This window comes from Pantoea sp. B623 (assembly GCF_024814475.1).
Classification (GTDB): Bacteria; Pseudomonadota; Gammaproteobacteria; order Enterobacterales; family Enterobacteriaceae; genus Pantoea; species Pantoea ananatis.
The window spans coordinates 571,161-591,509 of sequence record NZ_JANUXM010000004.1 but is presented as its reverse complement, the minus strand read 5'-3'; the positions used below and the strand labels follow the sequence as shown (position 1 = coordinate 591,509).

Here is a 20,349-nt window from a genome sequence, read left to right as displayed (position 1 = left end):
TTTTTAGAGGGGGGCCTGAAGCGGCAGGATGACGTTCTGATCAGGCTGCGGTTGTGCTGGAATATCCGCCAGCTCCTCTGCCAGGCTGCGACCGGTGATGGTCAGGCAGTGACCATGCTGACCTCGTTTCAGCAGCGATGGGAATAGCGCTGGTTCCTGCATCGCTAAGAAACCTGCAACGTCACGGCGTGCTTTACCTGCAGTTACAAGGCGAGGTGCCTGACCTTGAAACCGGGGTGGCCTGGAATCAGCAGAACATTTCGCCAGCTCTGAAGCGGTTGATCGACAGTGCTTCTGGGTGGGTTGCCGACGGTCATTAGCGGTAATTGCCTGCGCCATGAACGAAATGTGGAGCAACGGGTTAAGCTCCATGCTGAGACGTGAGCGACGATCTTACATGCCCCACGGGGTTCGTGGGGCACGATCCTTGTTACAGTGACGGATGAGAACCTTTCACAGGGCTTACTGCTTCCAGCAGAGAAGCAATATGGAGAATGACGTGCTCATCATGCCATTTGCCGACGATCTGCACGTTAACCGGCAAGCCTTCACGACTCTTACCAAACGGCAACGCTACACCAGGCAACCCTGTGACGTTAAGCGGCACCGTGGCACCTTGCAGATAAGTGGCATCAACGTCCTGACCGTCAATAACAAACCTGTCCACGCCGTGTTTATGCGCCGGGATGGGGAGTACATGCGTGATAAGCGCATCGTAGCGTGAAAAGTATTCCGCGAAGCCGTCACGCAATCTTTCGGCGGCCTGCTCTGCATCAATATAAGCAGACATCGGTGTATCAGGTAACGACAGCATGGTTTTCGCCATTTTGTAGATCTCATCAGGCTGGCGACCGGCCGTGGCCGCCGCAAAGGCGGGCTTCATTTCCATGACGTGGAGCCGGTTAAACACATCCAGCGCAAAGTCCTTCTCCAGTGCAGGAATGCCGACATGCTCCACAACGACGCCCGGTGCTTTTAGCGCTTCCGCAGCCGCCTTCACGATGGCGTTAACGTCCGGATCAACCGGACCAAAGCCCGGGCCGGTCATCCAGCCAATTCGCAGCGGACGCGATGCTACAAACGGCAGCCCGTCAGAATGAACGGGCGCAGCGCTGGAGAATGCGTCGTGACCATCCGGTCCCGAAAGCTGAGAGAATGCCAGGGCAATATCGCGAACTGAGCGGGCCATAGGGCCAACATGCCAGAAGCGGCGGGGCGCACGCGGCCAGATGCCTGTCATGGGCACGCTGCCGTGCGTGGCTTTCATGGAAGTGATGCCGGTCTGCGCCGCAGGGCCTCGTACCGAGATGGCCAAATCCGTGCCCAGTCCCAGCGGAGACATGCCTGCGGCAATCGCGGCAGACTCACCGCCACTGGAGCCGCCGGGCGTCCGGGTCAGGTCCCATGGGTTATTAGAGCGCCCAGACAGCAGGTTGTCGCTTTCAATCCAGTATGAAAATTCCGGCAGGTTCGTCTTAGCCAGCAGGATGCCGCCTGCTTTTTTAAAACGAGCCACGCTGGTTGCGTCTTCGTCAGGACGACGGCCTTTGAAAATAGGTGAACCACGCTGAGTCAGCACACCTGCCGTATCGATGGAGTCCTTTACGGTAAAAGGAACGCCGTGAAGCGGGCCCAGTTTCTCACCCTTCATCACGGCGGCTTCAGCAGCGGCAGCCTGCTTCAGGGCATCGTCTGCCACTGTTACAACAGCATTGACGTCCGGGTTAGTGGCGGCAATCCGATCAAGATGCGCTTGCATCACCTCAACGGGAGAAACGTCGCGGTTACGGATCATGCTGGCCAGGTGAGTCGCGTCTGAGTAATAAATTTCTTTGCTCATGATAAATCCTCTTGGTTAATAGACTACCTAACAGTTGGTAGGTAAACTCTAGTCCTGTAAAATGACGCTGTCAATACCTACCTAACAAATGTTAGAATTGGGATTCTGGCTTCTGGAGGAGTGACATAATGAGCAAAACATCCCGCGACGAAATTCTGAACGCAGCCCGTCTGGCGGCGCAGGCGCATGGTTATACAGGTTTAAATATCCGCGGACTGGCAGATGAAGTGGGGATTAAAGCGGCAAGCATTTACTATCATTTCCCCAGCAAGGCCGAGCTGGGTGCGGCGGTGGCCCAGCGTTATTGGGAGGATACGGCGCGTGACCTGGACGTACTGAGGGATGCGGAAGGCGATGCGCTCAGGAGTCTGAGCCGCTATCCACAAATATTTCGCCGTTCGCTGGAAAGCGGAAACCGACTTTGTATGGGAAGTTTCATGTCGGCGGAATATGATGATTTGCCTGAACCTGTCAAAGTTGAGGTGCAAAAGTTTGCGGACGTCAATATCGACTGGCTGGCAGGGCAGCTACTGGAAGCGGGGATCACTGCGTCAGAAGACAGCAGAATGCGTGCCGGTGCCATTTTTTCTGCCATCGTCGGCGCACAGCTAATGGCCAGAAGCCGGAACAATATTCAGCTTTTTGATGAGCTTATTGAGGGATACAGGCTTGCAGGTCTGCTACCCGCAGCTGAGAGATAAAATTCTGAAAAAACGTAACTGACTGGCGCATTAAATAAGGTCAGTCTTTCGTTTATGCAGCTCCGGATATTTATATTTAGAGGAATAACACCGCATCGGGTTTATCTGTTCTCCGCGAATTCCCGTGAACGGAGGAGGTTCAAACTCACGACACCTCTGACCCTCTACAGGTAAACGGGTATCTGGCAAGACCCTGTAAAGAAACCGGTAGGAATGGCCGGGTCGGCAGGGCAGTAACCAGCACGCGACGCCAGCCTTTACTTTGTAAGAGGCTTTATATGCCTCATGCTCCAGTGCCTGGATGAATAGCAGTTTGGATGACGGTACTTTTTATCTCTTCCTCTCAGTGCAGACACCGCATCTGTAAACGGTGCCTGCCGCTTTTACGCGTTATGCATTGTCATCGTCGGTGCAACCGAGACCTGAAGAGGGATCATTACAACCCGGATTAATCTCCAGATGGTGATGCCACGCGGCCAGTTTGGTAGCGCTTTCATTAGTGGAGGCGTCTGCTTTTTGAGCGGACATTTCTTTAACTGAATCGGGCCCTAAAGTCGTGCGAGAAGGCAGATCATTTGCGAACGAAACGCCCTGCAGGCCAGCCAGTACGACCGCTGCTAACGCGGCGGTTTTAACTGCGTATTTTATAACAGATACAGGCATAACGATTCCTCTCAGCTTAAGAAAACAGAAGGCTGATTGCCCTGACAGCGCTCAGCGAATTGAGAAACGTAATCACAAAAACTTGCAGGAACACAGCGGGTTCCCTGGAAGGTGAAACCCAGATGCGCCTCGGTTATTCAAAGATTTTTTGATGACAGTTTGATGACACCTTTAGTTAATTACGGTAAGTAAATATTAATAAGCGGAAGGAATGGCGTCCTGACGAACATGTGATACCTCGTATTTAGGATTAGGATTAGGATTAGGATTAGGATCAGGAGAGCAGGCCGAATGGCTTTTTCTAATAAAATGACGTCTCTTTTTTGGTGATCTTCAGTCTGCTTCCTGAACCCTGATAAATTCAGCACAGTTCAGCGCTCTGTTCATCAGAGGCGTTATGCATGTGTGCGTTCATCGGTTGAATTCACAGCTCAAAGTGGACCTTCAGCTCAGTCAGCCTGTCCGCTTTGTGCCAAAAGCGGACGTTGCTTGCATCATGGAATGTTAGTTTACCGGGAGCAGGTCAGCGCCTCTATGCAGCTAACCCCGCATCTAATGATTTTCTGCATATCGCCATTTTCAAATTTGAAGTCTGATTTATGAAACTGCGTAGTAAGAGATTTGACTGAATGGCCGGATGGCGCGAGTGCAGAACAGCGCCCCAGGGGGAAGGTGTAACGCGCCGTCCGGCACGAGAGGAATTATGAAGGCCATCTGCAATAGAAACAACTTTAAAGAGGAACGCGTTGCAGGTTGCATTACGGATGTTATGAGCGTAGCTCATATGGGCAATTGGGGGGTAATGCCAAATATTTCAACAGGCGTTTAATTAGTCCACCGGGCCTTTAAGTGCAAAAGTATAACTTTATCATGGTTTTAAATGAGATAAGCCATCCCTGAAGATGGCTTATCAAGTGCAAATACAGACGCAGTTTTGTAAAAATGTTGCCGCATTAAATGGCACACAACCAAAGTATTTGAACCAATTATACAGCGTTTGTGCGGAATACGCTGACAGCATCCCTCAGGCTTGCGGCCCGGCTTGCAAGTTCATCAGCAGATGATGCAGACTCTTCAACCAGTACGGCATTCTGCTGCGTAACCTGATCCATCTGTGTCACCGCAATATTTATCTGAGATATGCCCGCACTTTGTTCTTCAGAAGAAGATGAAATCTCTCTGACTAATTGAGATGTTTGCTCAATAGCTTCCACGCTTTGCTTAACTTTTTCACCGGCATCCCGGGCCATCGAAATGCCCTGTTCGGCATGCTCAACTGACTGCTCAATCAGTCCTTTGATCTCCTTCGCCGCTCCAGCCGATCGCTGTGCCAGTGCCCTGACTTCAGATGCAACAACAGCAAAGCCCTTGCCGTGCTCACCTGCCCGGGCAGCTTCAACGGCTGCATTTAAAGCAAGAATATTCGTCTGAAACGCTATCCCGTCAATAACGGAGATGATTTCTTTAATCTGCCCCGCACTGTTGCTTATTTTTTCCATTGAAGCCAGCACTGACTCCATCGCCTCACCGCCTCTTAAGGCCGCACTGGTAGCGGAGTTGGCCATTTCAGCAGCATGGCGCGTGTTATCTGCATTATTGCCGATAATTGACGATAACTGCTCCATACTGGCCGCAGTCTCAGCCAGAGAGGCTGCCTGTTGTTCAGTTCGCGCAGAAAGATCACCATTTCCGCGAGCAATTTCTTCAGATGAGGTAGCGATAGTGACAGCGTTGCTTTTGATGCTTTCAACCGTAAGTGTAAGTCGCTGACTCATTTGCAGTAATGCCTTGAGCAGTCCGGCAGTTTCATTACGTCCTGTCACCGTAAATGTTGACGTAAGGTCACCACCTGCGACTTCAAGCGCCAGCTTTGATGCTGCACTGACAGGTCTGGTAACGGAGCGAATGATAACCAGAGCGAAAATTACTGCCAACAGGACGATAAAAACAAGAACGGTCAGTAGTGCATATTGTGCATATCGGTGTTCCTTAATCTGCGCATTCAGTATTTCACTCAGCTCATTACCTCCACCAATGGCGTAGTCGCTGAATTTGTTAATAGCGTGCGTAAAGAGCGCTGCATAGTCCTTCGGGTTTTGATTCGTCATGCTCCGGTTAATAAAAATCGCCTCAGCGGTTTTGAGAGCACTGTTTGCCTCCTGAACGGCTGCATCTGCATCTGCACTGAACTTTTGCTTAAGTGTGTTATCAGATAAAAATAGTTTTTCAGAATCCTGAACAAATAAATTCAGGTTATACGAACCATTACTGATTAAAGACTCCATACGGACAGAGTCTGCTTCACTTATGCTTTCATTTCGGGCAAGAAGGGAAGTGCCGAATGCACGTATTTTCCCAAGGCTTTCGGTCAATTCAGGCAATGATGAAAAATTACTCGTAATTAAACGGTACGTGTTGATATCTGAATCGAGAGAAAGGCCGTAAAAATCCAGCACATCACGGTTCGCGTTCAAAAGGTTGCGGATGAGGAGGGCATGCGCATCAAGACTGGCTGTCAGAGTCAGTTGTGAAGAATCTATTCTCTGCTGTAGCTGGCTCCACTGTGTGCGCACATCATTAATTTTGCTGATTATGGCAGCGCTGCCTTCTGTCTTGGCCATATCTTTAGTAATAACGTCAGTGATGTTTTCAATTTCATCTCTGACCTGAACGCGGGACGGTGTTGCTGGATTTTTAGTTGCAATGGCCAGGGCGGTTTCTGCACGATGGCGCTGTATCAAATTCAGCAGGGCTAAAATCTTATTTTCTACGGGTACACCTGTTAGCTCTCTTTGCTTGTCCTGAATGTATTTATTACCTTCGGAAACAAAAAGCATGGTAGGAACTGAGAACAGAACAAGGGAAAACAGGCCCAGAATGGCAAATTTGGCGGTAAGACTTATATTGTTTAGAATCTTATTCATTTATAATTCCTGGTGAATTAGTTCGTTATAGTGACAATTGCAAAAGATACATTTGCAAAGCACCTTAACCTTTTTATCGGTTATTCCTTCATTAACTTTATACCGCATTGTTGATTTACTGCTTTACGGAATAAACTTTTAGTAACGTTAAACAAAGCACTTAAGCTAAATAATCATTTTTTCTCGGGATGAAGTTCTGTTCGCAGCGGCATTAGCCATTGCTGGATTTTCATCTGAGAATTTTTACTGAGATTTGAATGAGTCGGCTGAACTAAATGCGGTTCGCGCACATGTATTATTAATATGTCGCCGAAGGACGTTGTCTCGGGGGTGTAAGGTGAAGCAAAACTATCTGACCTGGCAGGCGCTTTGATCGCTGCGAGTGACCTGCTCCCCGTTGATTCACTCATAACGCTATTAGCAATGTCCGCTTCTCGCTCATAGCTGCCAGTCAGGTACTTTAATCTCCGTAAGGTGTTTCGGCAGCCACTCAGCATGTTTGGACAAGAGTTGGATTTGTGTTCAGTACCTGATGAAGTGCCGTGCTGGGTTTTTCAGGCATAACTGATGTGTAACTTTTTCTACACCTGATAAAGCTACAAAACCAGCTCGTTCATAGAAAGTGAATGCTGATGAAGGTGCATTCGTGTTGATAAAATCAAACCAGCGGCCAGCATCTTTCAGAATCTCATTGAGTAGAGCACTGCCAATCCGATTTTTTCTCCATTCAGTGTCTACATAAAGATGCCGTAGACGACCGACACCAGTTTCTTGTGTAAAAGGATCGACGTTAAGCCCACACACGCCAATAATTAAACGATCAACATAAGCCCCAATCAGTTTTTCTCCAGGCCTGTCAAAACGGTTATAGCCGCTGAGCCAATTTTCTTCTAGCCGACGCAGCATGTTCAATCCTTCAGTCATGCTCTGCGTTCGCAATTCGACAAATCCTGAGCTGTCCGGGGAGATTTCTGCGAAATGAATATCCATGAGCCACTCCAGTGTTTTCAGTCTGCTTAGACTGGACAGAATTTCCTGGGTGCCCCTTATGACACCGGTACAGCTTCTGTCCTTATTGCCCAGGATGTTTTCTCCATGCCAAAGGCGGAAGTAGATAATAACAGCCCCTGTGAATCAACGGGTACCAGATCAGGTTATAAGTAAGCTATATGCCTAATTTTATTTATAAAGTGAGTGACACACGGTCTTAAGGAAGTGTGGGACATGAACGCATACTGATTGCTTACATACTGCACTTAGGACAATTTCTGTCCAATGCGGGTGGCGATAACCTGCTCTTACACAGAACGCTGTTAACAATATCCGCAGATCACTCATAGCGGACAAAGAAAGAAATGTTAGCGTCCGCTCTGTGCCAGATGCTGACATTAGTGATCATTGGTCGGCCACTGCTGAGCAGCAACATTACATGCCCTGTATGTCTGTTAATATACGCACATTACTAATGATTCTGGGTAAGACTGACATGCCTCAAATAACCATCCATATTCTGAATGCTCAGGAAAAACTCACTGTTCACTGTGAATGGCTGCGAACTACCCTGACCGATACCTATGTAAAAGTCACAAGGCTGATGGCGACCCCTTCAGTTGATGTCATAGTTAAGGCTGGGAAGTCTGTTATCCCCGAAAAAGGGCATGCCGGTTTTTGTCCTGAATCTGGTGTTATCTATATAACCGTCGATCCTGAAAACCCTGCATTTTGCAAAAACGTTGCGCATTCTATTGAACGTATGTTCGCTCATGAACTTCACCATGCGGCAAGGTGGGCAGGACCGGGATACGGCTCAACGCTGGGGGAAGCACTGGTCTCTGAAGGACTTGCCGGCCATTTTTCTCTTGAGCTTTTGGGTGGTGAAGCTGAGCCCTGGGAAAGCCTCAAGTCCGATATTGTTAAGCCCTACTATCCACTAGTGTTTGAAAACTGGAATCACACTGATTACGACCATAATACCTGGTTTTTCGGAACAGGAGATTTGCCAAGGTGGCTGGGTTATAGCGCAGGGTTCAATCTGATATCCAGGTATCTCGCTTCATCACCACATTTGAAAGCATCAATGCTGGCGAACATAAAGGCTGAGGAGTTAAAGGCTTTTATATGAAGTACATACTTCTAATTTCTCTAACGCTGTTATTCAACTCATAAGCGAAACTCGCTTGGTCCGCTTTTCGCTCATAGCGGACCTCATGCTCAGTCAGCCTGTCCGCTTTGTGCCAGAAGCGGAACTTTAGCAGACTTTAGATTTCATATTTGAGTGTTGTGCCGGCCCTGTTAAACAAACTTTCTAACAACGTCTGAACCGCAGGTGAAGATCTGCCTAATGAAGAGCAAATAAGGCCAAATTCCCGGTAAATCCTTGGGGTTACTGTTATAACAGATAAACCATGCAAATCAGCAGGCAATGCTGACTGGGGAATAAGAGCAACTCCCATATTTTCGCGCACTAACATACAGGCGCTAATCCAGTCTCGTACGGTTATACGGATGTCAGAGATCTGCAAACCCGCCTGCTCAGCAAGGCTTTTTGGGTTCACTGCACAGCCGCCCGTTGCAAGAATAAACGGCAGACTTGTCAGAACCTCTAGCGATATGCCGCTCAACGCTGCCTGACGGGAGTGAGCATGACCAGCTGGTAGCACCGCAGCCCATTCATCCCTTCCCAGAAGTAAGTCACAATAGCCGGGCAGAGGGTTCATGACTACGCCGAGATCTACAGTGTCTTTCGAAAGCCACTCTTCCACTTCATGATCCGTTCCTTCAAGAACAACCACATTAATACCCGGATGCAGGCGTTTAAATTCTCGCAGCAGGCCGGGTAAGAATGTTGAAGTTACGGTCGGAAAGCTGGCTATTCTGATGCGGGCGTCTTTCAGGCCACGCTCGTCGTCGGCCAGTGCCCTGATAGCATCCAGTCGGGACACCATAAGCCTTGCGTGTCCGATGACCTCTTCACCCAGCGCGGTAACACTGGTATGTCGCCGTTCGCGAATAAACATCCGGAATCCTAGGGAGGCTTCTAACTGGGCAATTGCCTGGCTGGCTCCAGACTGAGTCATGCCTGTCTGCTCTGCAGCTCGCGTGATATTTCCAGAATCGGCAACGGCAACAATCAAGCGCCAGTGCAAAAGATTCATCATTTTATCAGTAGCTCACCTAATGATTAGGATCTTGAACTTTAATTTTACAGCAGCTACGTCCTTAAGCACAGTGTACTCAACACTTTCGCTGTCATGGTCAGCAGCTTCGTATTCGTAGCAGTAGAAAATATTGATAAGGGCGGTTATGTATCTGTTAATGGGATTATTATCTGCACTTTGCTGGGGCGGTACGGATTATTTGTCAGGAAAAGCAGCCCGTGAACTTGGGGTTTTTAAGGCGCTTTTTGTGAGCCAGTTGTTTGGGTTAATGATGCTTTCGCTTATTTTTTTCGTTTTCTCAATTCCTTTTGAGCTTCAGATTTCAGGACTTCTGACTGCAGCCATTGCCTCATTTTGTAATCTGTTGGGCATGGCTTTTTTGCTAAAAGCGCTTTCAATTGGGAAAGTTTCAGTCGTTGCGCCTCTTGTTTCCTTGTACGGCGCAGTAACAACTGTGCTCGCCATTATCAGTGGCAGGCAGGTTTCATGGATTATTTTATCCGGCCTTTTTTTGTGCATACTCGGTGCCTGTCTTGCCAGCATTTCACCTTCGCACGACGGAAAAAGAGAATCCCCGGCTTCCGTCGGCTTCGCTTTGATGTCTTCACTATCGCTTGGGCTGGGATTCTGGCTGCAGGGTGAGTTTGCAGTTAAAGAACTGGGCGTAATACAGTCGCTATGGATTTACTATGCCACCGCTCTGATGTTTCTGTCTCTGGTCGTTATGGGTAGAAAAGACGTGAAAAGCCCTTCTTTAGGGATGCTTGGTTTGCTTTTTTGTATCAGCTGTATGAGCCTTACAGGCTTCTTTACGCTTGCATACGGAGCAAGCCTTGGCCACGTTGCTGTAGTTACGGTTTTAAGTTCTCTGGCCAGCGCAGTTACTGCATTGCTGGGCTTTACTCTGAAACAGGAGCGTCTGAGTCTGCCACAATTGTCAGGCCTTTTTATGATAATTTCCGGCGTTGTGGTTCTGAGGATCTAGTATTTATTTTCACCAAGCGTCGTGCGTGCTCATATACGTTGTGCGAATGATTCTTGCTGCTCGGCAATACCAGATTAAAGACCAGTTACGACTGTTTAAGTTCTGAAACGCTCATAAAACCAATGTCCGCTTATCGCTCATAGCAGACTTTGCCCGTTTACAATCATGAGCACTTCAGTCAGCAAACTGTCAACTCAGCCTGAATCAGATATTTCACGCAGCACAGAAATCACCGTTACAAAAGCCAGCTTCCATTTTCAGGGAACCACAAAACAGTGAGCAAGTTTTCACATCTGTTTATCGATGGTTACCCTGTCTGAGGGGGATAACACCTCTACGACTGTTATCGCTCATCATGCCTTCTTAAAGGGCAGTCAGATTGATTCCGCCATAATGTTAACGGCCGAAGCAATGTTTTCGCTCTTTATGCCACCGAAGCCCAGCACAAGGCCGTTGCTCCGACGGGGCTGAAAATAATAGTGCCCGAGTTCCCTTAACGCGACACCTTTACTGGCCGCACTGGCCGTCATCCTGTTTATATCAACTGACGCATTAAACAGGGCCGTCAGGTGCAGCCCTGCATTCCCCCCGGACATCGTGACTTCATTGCCAAAAACCTGAGTCAACGCGCTGCGCAGCGTGTGCTGACGCTCAGCGTAAATCCCGCGCATCCGTCTGATATGGGTGGAAAAATAGCCTTCACTGATAAAGTCAGCCAGCGCCGCCTGCACCGTAAACTGGCCTGGGCGGTAAAGCTGAACCAGCCCTTTTTTAAAGGCACCCGCGAGTTTTTCCGGCAACACCATATAGCTGATGCGTAATCCCGGAAACATGACTTTACTGAACGTCCCGCAGTAAATAACGCGCTGGTAGCTGTCCAGTCCCTGCAGAGACGAGATCGGACTCCTGTCGTAACGGAACTCGCTGTCGTAGTCGTCCTCAACGATCCAGAAGCCGTATTCGGCAGCCAGTTCGGTGAGTTGACGCCTGCGCTGCAACGTGAGCGCAACGCCCATCGGATACTGATGTGACGGCGAGGTGAACAGCAATCTGGGAAACGGGGCCGCAAACGAAAACTGGCTGATATCAATGCCCTGATCATCAACGGGTACGGGGATAATGTTCAGTCCTGCTGCCTGCCAGAGCAGGGCGGTGCTCCAGTTACAGGGATCCTCTGTTAACGCACTGTCACCGGGATCCGCCAGCATATGGGCGCACAGACTCAGTGACTGATTACTGCCCATGGTGATAAGGATTTGTTCCGGCTGGCACACCACCGAGCGGGAAACCTGCAGATAATGCGCAATCGCTTCGCGTAAAGGTAAATAGCCACCTTCGCTGTCGTAGCCGGTCATGTGCGCCGCGGGCCGACGAATATGGCGGTTCTGCATGCGCTTCCACACCGGAAAGGGAAAGTTACTGGTTTCAACTACCCCGGGCACAAACGCGCCTGCATGCTGCGAAACGCCGGAAACACCTGAAATCATGATTTTCGCCCGCGATGACAACGCCGCCTGGGCTTCCGGGGGCGCAGGCGCCAGCCGGCCGGTTGCTGAAGGCGCAACGTCGGCGACAAAAGTGCCTTTGCCACGCTGGCAAAGAATGTAGCCCTCAGCGGAAAGTCTGTCATAGGTCAGCGTCAGCGTCATACGTGACACACCGAGCTCAGCAGAAAGCTGACGTGTTGAGGGCAGCCTGGACCCGGAAATCAACATGCCACCCAGTATCGCCTTCTGAATAATGCTGAAAATCCTGACCTGCAGGGGACGATGCGCATCGGCATCAATATCCTGAAGAATAAGATCGCAGAGCAGAACGGATTGGGAAGTGGACATAAAAATTGATCCGGATTGGCTATAGAGTGTCAGTCCATTATGTCTTATTTTTCAGCCAACCTCATCGGGGGATAATCACGCTGTGCCATCATCCACACTTTTTATTTTCGGGTGACGGGGCGGCTGTGAAATCGGTTGCTTCAACACCGGGACAAGCTATGGCGCAGTCTTATGATGTCCGGCTTCATGCCAGTATGATCACGTCGGTGGACGCGTCTTCGCCGCAGCGCATTGAGGATTTTGTCAGGCGAAATTATGGCTGGGAGGCCCGTGCTCAACGGCTGGCCAGCGAGCGGGATGAGCTTTTTTGTCTCGAGGATGCTTCCGGGAAGCGCGGTATATTGCGGCTGGCCAACCCCGCCGACTGTCCCGAAACAACGGACCTGCAGGTGCAGGCGTTGCAGTGGATAGCGCGGCAGGCACCGGATTTACCAGTGCCGAGGATCATAAAAAGTCAGACCGGCCAGACTGTGCTATTAAGTCAGACGCTGGATGCTCAGTCAGGGACGCCACCGCGTCTGACCTGGCTCAGCACCTGGCTGGACGGCGTTCCTCTGCGAACTTTACCGGAGAGTGAGGCTCAGTTCTTTAATATCGGTGTGATACTGGCCAGACTGGGACGTGTTTTAAAAGACTTTCGTCATGATGGCGCGTTCCGGCCTTTAAACTGGGATCTGAGTCATATCGCTGACTGTCAGGTCTTTTTGCCCGGTCACTGCCCGGACAAAAAATGGAAAGCGGTTTATCAGTTTTTCGACCACATCGATACGCGGATTGTAGGGCCGATAAGAAACTTCAGTAAGCAGATCATTCATGCCGATATGAATCCGCATAATTTTGTCATGTCACCTCACGAACCAGCAAATATATCGGGTATTTTTGATTTCGGTGATATGACGTATACGGCGCGCGTAAACGATATTGCCATTGCAGCAAGTTATCATCTTTCAGGTGAGAATCCGTTTGATCATATAATTCCTTTAGTGCAGGGCTATCATTCTGTCTTTCCGCTCGAGAGGGAAGAAATTGACATGCTGTATGACCTGATTATTGCCAGGTTATGTATGACGATCGTCATCACCGAATATCGCGCTCGTCTCTATCCGGAAAACAGAAAATACATCTTAAAAAATACCCACTCTGCGTGGCTGGGACTTTCCCGGTTAATAACGATCGATTTTTTATCTGCCCGCAGAATACTGCGCGCGGCCTGTAACTGAGGGGGAATGATGAAACCTGCCCTAATGGTCAATGCCTACGAACCGTCTGAAAATACCATCCTGGATCGCCATACCGCCGCGTTAATTGCGCGTCGGGGCCGTGTGCTGGGTCCCTCATATAAATTATTTTATAAACATCCGCTGCACGTCGTTCGCAGTGAAGGTGTATGGCTTTATGACCAATATGGTAAAGCTTATCTGGATGTTTATAACAACGTACCCGCAGTGGGGCATTGTCATCCCGCCGTCACTGACGCGGTCAGCCGGCAATTATGCACGCTGAATACGCATACACGTTATCTGAATGAGGTGGTGCTGGATTATGCCGAACGGCTGGTCTCAACGTTTCCGTCAGACTTAAGCAATGTCATGTTTACCTGCACAGGCAGTGAATCGTCCGACCTTGCGCTTCGTATTGCCCGTTGCCACACAGACGGTACGGGCATCATTGTGACGGAAAATGCCTATCACGGCATTACCGCCGCAGTTGCTGAAATCTCACCGTCGCTGGGTAAGGGGGTGCCGCTGGGCGCTCACGTGCGTGTTGTCCCGGCACCCAATGCTTATCACCAGGGCGAGGGCAATACGGCCGATTTATTCACAGAGGCTGTGCGCAACGCCATAGCCGATCTGCGGCGCCACGGTATTCGTCCCGCCGCGCTGGTCACCGATACCATTTTTTCAAGCGACGGAATTTATTCCGGGCCGGCAGGCTTTTTACAGGGGGCAGTGACGGCGATTCGTGAGGCGGGTGGGCTGTTTATTGCCGATGAAGTTCAGCCTGGATTTGGCCGGCTGGGCACGCACATGTGGGGATTTGAGCGCCACGGAATTGTTCCCGATTTAGTCATCCTGGGGAAACCCATGGGCAATGGTCTTCCCATTGGTGGCGTGGTTGCCCGGCCAGCCTGTTTGCAACGCTTCGCCGGGATTGCCCGTTATTTTAATACGTTTGGCGGTAACCCGGTCAGTTGCGCTGCCGGGATGGCCGTGCTTGATGTTATCGAAAAACAACAGCTGCAACAGAACGCCGCTGAAACGGGCCAGTTACTGATTAACGGGCTGAATACGCTGGCACAACGCTTTCCCGTTATAGGTAATGTCAGAGGCAGCGGATTATTTATTGGCGCAGAGCTGGTCAGCGATAATGCAACTAAAAAACCGGCCGGGGAATATGCGCTGGATGTGGTTAACCGTTTAAGGGCGCGCCAGATTCTTATCAGCGCCTGTGGTAAGGACAGCCATGTTTTAAAAATACGGCCGCCCCTGGTTTTCTCTGCCGAAAACGCGCACTACCTTCTTGCTGTCATGACCGACGTAATGGAAGAGATGTTTAATTAAAAATGATCGCCAGCATGCTTTAAACAAAACAGACAACCAGGAGAATATGACGATGTCGCTGTTCAAACCAAAATATATTACGTTCGACTGCTACGGTACCTTGATCAATTTCGATATGGCCGGCGCAGCCAGAACACAATTTGCCGATCGTATTAACGGCAACGATATGGCGGCATTTGTTAAAGATTTTGCGGCTTATCGTCTTGATGAAGTGCTTGGTGCCTGGAAACCCTACGCGGAAGTTGTGAACAATTCCGTCAGACGTACCTGTAAAAAATGGAAAATTGTCTGCCACGACGAGGACTGTGCGGCCATTAATCACGCTGTGACGACCTGGGGACCGCATCCGGATGTTCCCGCTGGACTGAGCAAGGTGGCCAGAGAGATACCCCTGGTTCTGTTGACGAATTCAATGAACGATTTAATCACGTACCATGTGCCCAGACTGGGGGCTCCCATTCACGCGGTGTACACCGCAGAGCAGGCGCAGGCTTACAAACCGCAGATGAAGGCGTTTGAATATATGCTGGATCAACTGGGATGCGGACCGGAAGAGATTATGCACGTTTCATCCAGCATGCGTTATGACCTGATGACGGCGCATGATATGGGCATTGTTCATAAGGTTTTCGTACAGCGTGGCCACGAGCCGGGCACGCCTTTTTATCAGTATCATGAAATCAGGGATATCGGTGGCCTGGCAGGCGTGCTGGGTCTTTAAACCCGGCACCGGGCACTCAGCCGGTGAGCGTCCGGTCCGCCGGTTCACGTTTCCGGAAAAAACGGGCTATGAAACAGACAATCTGAACTACTTCCCGTCGATTTGCACAGAAGAGTGTTTGCAATGTCCGTTAATCGCTCATAGCGGACAAAGGAAGAGATGTTAGCGTCCGCTTTGTGCCAGAAGCGGACGTTTTCAGCATCTGCACGCACTAATTTGTCGAGAATAGCTTTTACTACATAATCATGCAGGCGCGCAGAAATCATCAGGCGCGTTTTTCAGGTTTTGAAGCAGGGAAAGGTGCCGGAAACAGCCCGGACGCGGCGGAAACGCGCTGAGAGCTTTTCAGATGGTGCGGCCAGGGGTTGTTATGTCTAATGTGCCAGAGCTTACCTGTGACCACCATTTGATGTCCGCTCCTCGCTCATAGCGGACCTTAGCTCAATTAGCCTGTCCGCTCTGTGCCAGAAGCGGACCTTCAGGCAACAATGTCATCGTTGCATAATGAAACAGATGATGAATAGTATTTTTTTACGTAAGTTAAATGCTGATTCCAGAGACAAATAAGGCTGTAAGCGTGGGCAGATTTAAGGGTAAACGGATACTAATTACTGGAGGCACGAGTGGCATGGGGCTGGCAGGCGCTCAGCGTATTGTCACGGAAGGTGGCCATGTAGCCATAACCGGTCTTAATGAAGAAAGACTGGAGCGTGCACGCAGTCTGCTTCCTGCAGCTTCGCTTATTCTGAAAAGCGATGCTGCAAGCGAAGCTGATATACATGGGCTTGGTGAGGCTATTAACGACTGGGGTTCACTTGATGGATTATGGCTAAATGGCGGTTATGCTGAAGTAGGCTCCCCGGAATCTGTAACGGCAGATTCTTTTAATCGTATGATGAACGTTAATGTGCGAGGCCCGATGCTACAGCTGGCAGCCCTGTCCGAATCGCTCAATTCAGGCGCGTCTATTTTGGTAACTTCTTCCTCCTCTGTCTATGAAGGTGCGGCGATGACAAGTCTGTATGCAGCGACGAAAGGTGCCATTATCGCTATGGTCAAAAGCTGGGCATCAGCGCTGGCTGAACGCGGTATCCGCGCTAACACATTGGTGCCGGGTCCGATTGAAACCAACTTCAGGCACTTTATGCCAGAAGAGTCACGTCAGCAGTTTGAAGATTTTGTGGTAAGCCAGGTTCCTTTAGGCCGAGCCGGAACAGCAGAAGAGGCCGCTGCAGTTGCACTTTTCCTGCTGTCCGATGACGCATCCTATGTTACCGGCAGCCAGTATGCTGTAGATGGTGGGCTGGTTCATTACTGAAGTTTTTTAAGGAGAGTAAATTCATATGCGCATTCCGGATTACCCTTCACAAGATTCCGATAAATGGGCTCAGGTAGATGCCTGGTTTTCTGAAAAGCTAGCCGCTGAAGATTCAGATTTAAAATACGCTCTCGCTAATAACTCAGCTCAAGGTTTGCCGACACATGACGTATCCTCTTTGCAGGGAAAAATGCTGGCTATTTTCATGCAAATGTCACGTGCCGTTCGTGTTCTTGAAATAGGCACACTTGGGGGGTATAGCACCATATGGATGGCCAAAGCTCTTCCACCCCATGGAAGCATAACGACAATTGAATTCAACGACCATCATGCAGAAGTGGCCAGTCAGAACATCAATAAAGCGGGGCTGGCTGAGCGCGTCACGTTGCACAGGGGAGCTGCGCTTGAGGTCTTACCCACGCTTGATGCGCCTTTTGACCTGATTTTTATCGATGCCGATAAAGTGAATAACCCCCACTACCTTGAATGGGCTATCAGATTGTCGAAACCAGGCACTGTTATCGTAGCAGATAACACCGTGCGCGGTGGCAATGTCATCGAATCTGGTAGTGAAGATCCGAACGTTATAGGCCTGCGAAAATTTGTAGAAATGATTTCTGAGGATGAGCGCCTTGAAGCGACGGCAGTTCAGACTGTTGGTGAAAAGGGATGGGATGGTTTCGTTCTAGCTATCGTTAAAACCCAATGATGCTATTTATCATTCAGGAAAACGCACTTATCTCCAGTGTTTATTCACAATTTCTGAATGATAAACACAAAACATTCAATTCCTCACAAAGCGAACATTGTTTATTGCATATGTCCGCTTTGTGCCAAAAACGGACGTCAACGCTTGATAAAAAGTCATCTTTAGTGCTTATTAACATTCAGGAATCGGCATCCAAAATGCTGCAAAATGGGAGAAGGAATGCTTTTCGCAATAAGGTTTACGGATCACCCAGGTGAATACAATGTCAGAAAACAATATCTTAATCCTCATTTGGACTGGTTAAAGCAAAAACGAGGTGTGGTTCTTGCTGCTGGTTCATTACGTGAAAAAAATAACGATCAACCTGTCGGAGCTCTATGGGTAGTTAAGGCTGAGCATGAAGAAGAAGCCTTATCCATATTTTCCGATGACCCTTTTTGGATCCATGGTTTACGAGCATCGGTTGAGGTTTTATCGTGGAGCCTCGCTTTTGAGGACATGCTTAACGCTTAATGTCTGCTTTCTCATAGCGGACCTTCAACTTAGTTACCTTGTCCGGTTTGTGCCAGAAGCGGGCATTGGCAAAATTTTATTGTCCCTGAAAGAAGAATTGTGCATTTTGGTAAAGCAGTCGCTTTAAATATGCTAACACCAGGAGAAGTGATGACATTTCAGGATGCGCCTCGACTTGAGACAGAACGACTAATTTTAAAGCAATTTACGCTCGACGATTTTCCAGCGCTTATGGCGTGCTGGAGCACGCCTGAAATGATTAAAATTAATGGCGGTGAGAAACCAACGACAGAAAGTGTTTGGAGCCGCTTATTACGTTATATCGGACACTGGCAAGCGTTAGGGTATGGCTACTGGGCGGTGTTTGAGAAAACTACAGGCCGTTATGCTGGTTCGTTTGGTTTCCAGGATGTTCATCGTGATATCACACCTCAGTTAAAATACCCTGAAGCTGGATGGACATTAATTCCTGAAGTTCAAGGCAAAGGTTATGCGTCTGAAGCACTGGCCGCAGTTTTACTATGGGCCGATCAGACATTATCCTCCCCATTGTGCTGCATTATTGACGAAGAAAATAAACGTTCAAATCATCTGGCTGAGCGCTTTGGTTTCCAGTTTCAAGATTATGTTACCTATCGCGGTAAGCAAGTACGCATGCTTGTACGCTAATAATTAATTAAACCATAAATGTAATTTTTAGCGGGTCTACGGAACGTCCGCTTAGTGCCAGGAGCGGACGCTGCTTGCATCATGGTAGGTTAGTTTACAGGGAGCAGGTCAGTCCGCTCTGTGCCACCAAGCGCACGTTGCAAACATCACCGCTCTGATAAGAAGGTAGTGGATCATGACATGTAGACTTCATTGATTGCGTTCCATCAACTCAAGCGTCTGACCATCAGGGCTTTGTAAATATATGACTCTGGTTCCCTGCATGGGGCCTGATGAGACTGTCTGGGGTTTTCCTGGCGTCTTCCAGCCATAGTCCGATACTTTGCTCAGGAGCGTATCAAGATCCTTAACCATAAACGCCAGGTGCGCGTAGCCTGGGATATAGGGTGCTGAAGGCGCTTCTGGCTGTTCAATGTTATTGTATTGCAGTAATTCAATGTTCATACCAGCCACTTCAAGCAAAGCCATTCGTACATCCGCTCCCCTTGCGCCTGTGACTTCATCAATAATGGGTCCAGACATGTTCCCTTCGCGTAATAACTTCCCTCCAAGAATATGGGTCCAGACGAATAATGCGTCTTCAATATTTTTGACTGAAAAACCGACGTGATTAGCACTTAAGATCATGACATCACCTGCTGGTTGCAAAAATTGAGCACTTAACTATCTAAAATTGCTGATTTATTTCTTCACGGTAAGTGCGATGGAATTTGTTAAGGAAAAAGCACAACTGAGAGCGGTCTGAATCATGTCGTTATGAGCCATCCACAGCGACAGCCGTACAGGTTACCTGCTCCCTGTTGAACAATACGCGACCAGGTACAAGCCGGTATCTAGTGTAGAAAAACGGCGAATGTCTGCTTGTCACTTATTGCGGACCCGACATGCTCATCTGATTTGTGCCAGAAGCAGACAGTCTTATTTCAAGGCTGACAGCAGACAAAACCGTTTTCCAGAACGCTACAAGCAGAATGCCGGTCATCAAGGCGCACCCGCAAAACATCATCAGCACCCGGCATCCCGAGTCTGTCTGAGCCGCACAAGCTACCCGCTTCCACATCAAAGCGATGAGGCGGGATCCACATCCTTTCAAATGTTATATAACTGTAAGTATTAATCGAATAAAGTTGCTACCTGGCGCGTTAATGCGTTGTCTGTTTACTGGAGAATCCCGTTATGACGCGCGCTGTATCTATTCTGGTTGCTGGGTTGCTGCTGAATCCGTTATCCCACGCGGCTTCACTTTACTACACGATTTCCACACCTGACACCGCGATAGGGCTGTCATGGCACGCATTTGGCGGTATTTCGCATGCGAAATTAACGGGCGTAACCGGCGAGGTTGCGCTGAATCCGGCAAATGAAATGGATAATCGTGTGAAGGTCACTATTCCGGTCACCACGCTTATCGCGTCCAACAACCTGCTGACGTATCAGTTAAAAAGCAGCATGTTTTTTGATGCTCCCCGTTATCCCAATATCGTTTTTACCAGCAGCCGGATCGTGGCGCAGGGCAACGGCAATTTCAGGATTTTTGGCTCATTGTCGGTAAAAGACGTTCAGCGACCGGTCATTCTGGAAGCCACGATGGAAGAGCACGACCGCACGGCGCAACGCGATGAACGGATCGCGCTACATGCCATGACCACGATTTCCCGCTCGGCCTACCATATGGATCGCTTCACCGCGTTGGTGGATGATACGGTGACGATCAAGATTGATATTCAGGCAGAGGCCAGTCATGTGCCTTGA

General features: G+C 49.2%; 20 protein-coding genes. 12 read left to right on the top strand and 8 right to left on the bottom strand.

All coding sequences use genetic code 11. The features are described 5' to 3' along the window. Window positions 1-3 precede the first annotated feature (3 nt). Window positions 4-162, bottom strand: coding sequence for a hypothetical protein (locus NXS97_RS04615; RefSeq protein ID WP_019105368.1), 159 nt, complete (start codon window positions 160-162; stop codon window positions 4-6). Here NXS97_RS04615 and NXS97_RS23290 point away from each other — a divergent pair. Next, on the top strand, window positions 138-320 hold the full coding sequence (locus NXS97_RS23290) for a hypothetical protein (protein ID WP_033770651.1): 183 nt from the start codon (window positions 138-140) through the stop codon (window positions 318-320). The two genes, NXS97_RS04615 and NXS97_RS23290, sit on opposite strands and share 25 nt — an antisense overlap. 110 nt (window positions 321-430) lie before the next feature. On the opposite strand, the gene NXS97_RS04610 is transcribed toward NXS97_RS23290, so the two are convergent. After that, entirely contained in the window at window positions 431-1,840 is a 1,410-nt protein-coding gene (locus tag NXS97_RS04610) for an amidase (RefSeq protein ID WP_116219673.1), read from the bottom strand. Between the two features lie 128 nt (window positions 1,841-1,968). Between NXS97_RS04610 and NXS97_RS04605 the strand changes: the two genes are divergently transcribed. After that, on the top strand, window positions 1,969-2,541 hold the full coding sequence (locus NXS97_RS04605; protein ID WP_116219674.1) for a TetR/AcrR family transcriptional regulator: 573 nt from the start codon (window positions 1,969-1,971) through the stop codon (window positions 2,539-2,541). A gap of 390 nt (window positions 2,542-2,931) precedes the next feature. On the opposite strand, the gene NXS97_RS04600 is transcribed toward NXS97_RS04605, so the two are convergent. The 3 genes from NXS97_RS04600 to NXS97_RS04590 form a co-directional block, all read right to left on the bottom strand. Beyond that, complete coding sequence (locus NXS97_RS04600) at window positions 2,932-3,204, bottom strand: hypothetical protein (protein ID WP_116219675.1); 273 nt, start codon at window positions 3,202-3,204, stop codon at window positions 2,932-2,934. Window positions 3,205-4,190: 986 nt separating this feature from the next. Further along, window positions 4,191-6,128: a methyl-accepting chemotaxis protein gene (locus NXS97_RS04595; RefSeq protein WP_015700497.1), complete on the bottom strand. Its 1,938-nt coding sequence runs from the start codon at window positions 6,126-6,128 to the stop codon at window positions 4,191-4,193. Window positions 6,129-6,650: 522 nt separating this feature from the next. Beyond that, window positions 6,651-7,118: a GNAT family N-acetyltransferase gene (locus tag NXS97_RS04590; RefSeq protein WP_015701122.1), complete on the bottom strand. Its 468-nt coding sequence runs from the start codon at window positions 7,116-7,118 to the stop codon at window positions 6,651-6,653. A 496-nt stretch (window positions 7,119-7,614) separates the two neighbouring features. On the opposite strand from NXS97_RS04590, the gene NXS97_RS04585 reads away from it, so the two are divergent. Next, on the top strand, window positions 7,615-8,250 hold the full coding sequence (locus NXS97_RS04585; RefSeq protein WP_116219786.1) for a DUF2268 domain-containing putative Zn-dependent protease: 636 nt from the start codon (window positions 7,615-7,617) through the stop codon (window positions 8,248-8,250). A gap of 136 nt (window positions 8,251-8,386) precedes the next feature. Here the strand turns inward: NXS97_RS04585 and NXS97_RS04580 are convergent, their stop codons facing one another. Next, window positions 8,387-9,286, bottom strand: coding sequence for a LysR family transcriptional regulator (locus NXS97_RS04580; protein WP_019105023.1), 900 nt, complete (start codon window positions 9,284-9,286; stop codon window positions 8,387-8,389). 145 nt (window positions 9,287-9,431) lie between these two features. On the opposite strand from NXS97_RS04580, the gene NXS97_RS04575 reads away from it, so the two are divergent. Beyond that, window positions 9,432-10,271 (top strand): DMT family transporter, encoded by an 840-nt coding sequence (locus NXS97_RS04575; protein ID WP_064352627.1) that lies wholly within the window; start codon window positions 9,432-9,434, stop codon window positions 10,269-10,271. 374 nt (window positions 10,272-10,645) lie between these two features. On the opposite strand, the gene NXS97_RS04570 is transcribed toward NXS97_RS04575, so the two are convergent. Then, on the bottom strand, window positions 10,646-12,106 hold the full coding sequence (locus NXS97_RS04570) for a PLP-dependent aminotransferase family protein (RefSeq protein WP_019105025.1): 1,461 nt from the start codon (window positions 12,104-12,106) through the stop codon (window positions 10,646-10,648). 158 nt (window positions 12,107-12,264) lie between these two features. Here NXS97_RS04570 and NXS97_RS04565 point away from each other — a divergent pair, with 158 nt between their 5' ends. The 7 genes from NXS97_RS04565 to NXS97_RS04535 all read left to right on the top strand — a co-directional run bounded on the left by NXS97_RS04565 (window position 12,265) and on the right by NXS97_RS04535 (window position 18,597). Then, complete coding sequence (locus tag NXS97_RS04565; RefSeq protein WP_058706896.1) at window positions 12,265-13,326, top strand: phosphotransferase; 1,062 nt, start codon at window positions 12,265-12,267, stop codon at window positions 13,324-13,326. 9 nt (window positions 13,327-13,335) lie between these two features. Beyond that, entirely contained in the window at window positions 13,336-14,667 is a 1,332-nt protein-coding gene (locus tag NXS97_RS04560; RefSeq protein ID WP_019105027.1) for an aspartate aminotransferase family protein, read from the top strand. Between the two features lie 52 nt (window positions 14,668-14,719). Continuing rightward, on the top strand, window positions 14,720-15,388 hold the full coding sequence (locus tag NXS97_RS04555; RefSeq protein WP_058702432.1) for a haloacid dehalogenase type II: 669 nt from the start codon (window positions 14,720-14,722) through the stop codon (window positions 15,386-15,388). Between the two features lie 577 nt (window positions 15,389-15,965). Beyond that, window positions 15,966-16,706: an SDR family oxidoreductase gene (locus NXS97_RS04550; protein WP_026021006.1), complete on the top strand. Its 741-nt coding sequence runs from the start codon at window positions 15,966-15,968 to the stop codon at window positions 16,704-16,706. Window positions 16,707-16,731: 25 nt separating this feature from the next. Beyond that, window positions 16,732-17,415 carry an O-methyltransferase gene (locus NXS97_RS04545; protein WP_019105809.1) on the top strand — a complete coding sequence of 228 codons (684 nt, stop codon included), beginning with the start codon at window positions 16,732-16,734 and terminating at the stop codon, window positions 17,413-17,415. A 219-nt stretch (window positions 17,416-17,634) separates the two neighbouring features. Then, a complete protein-coding gene (locus tag NXS97_RS04540; protein WP_014606775.1) occupies window positions 17,635-17,928 on the top strand; it encodes a YciI family protein in 294 nt (97 codons plus the stop codon). 150 nt (window positions 17,929-18,078) lie between these two features. Continuing rightward, the gene (locus NXS97_RS04535) at window positions 18,079-18,597 is read left to right on the top strand and encodes a GNAT family N-acetyltransferase (RefSeq protein WP_014606774.1); all 519 of its coding nucleotides are present in this window, start codon (window positions 18,079-18,081) and stop codon (window positions 18,595-18,597) included. Window positions 18,598-18,786: 189 nt separating this feature from the next. Here the strand turns inward: NXS97_RS04535 and NXS97_RS04530 are convergent, their stop codons facing one another. Continuing rightward, window positions 18,787-19,224, bottom strand: a complete 438-nt coding sequence (locus NXS97_RS04530) for a VOC family protein (protein ID WP_064352626.1) — start codon at window positions 19,222-19,224, stop codon at window positions 18,787-18,789. Between the two features lie 549 nt (window positions 19,225-19,773). Between NXS97_RS04530 and NXS97_RS04525 the strand changes: the two genes are divergently transcribed. Beyond that, complete coding sequence (locus NXS97_RS04525; protein WP_014606048.1) at window positions 19,774-20,349, top strand: YceI family protein; 576 nt, start codon at window positions 19,774-19,776, stop codon at window positions 20,347-20,349.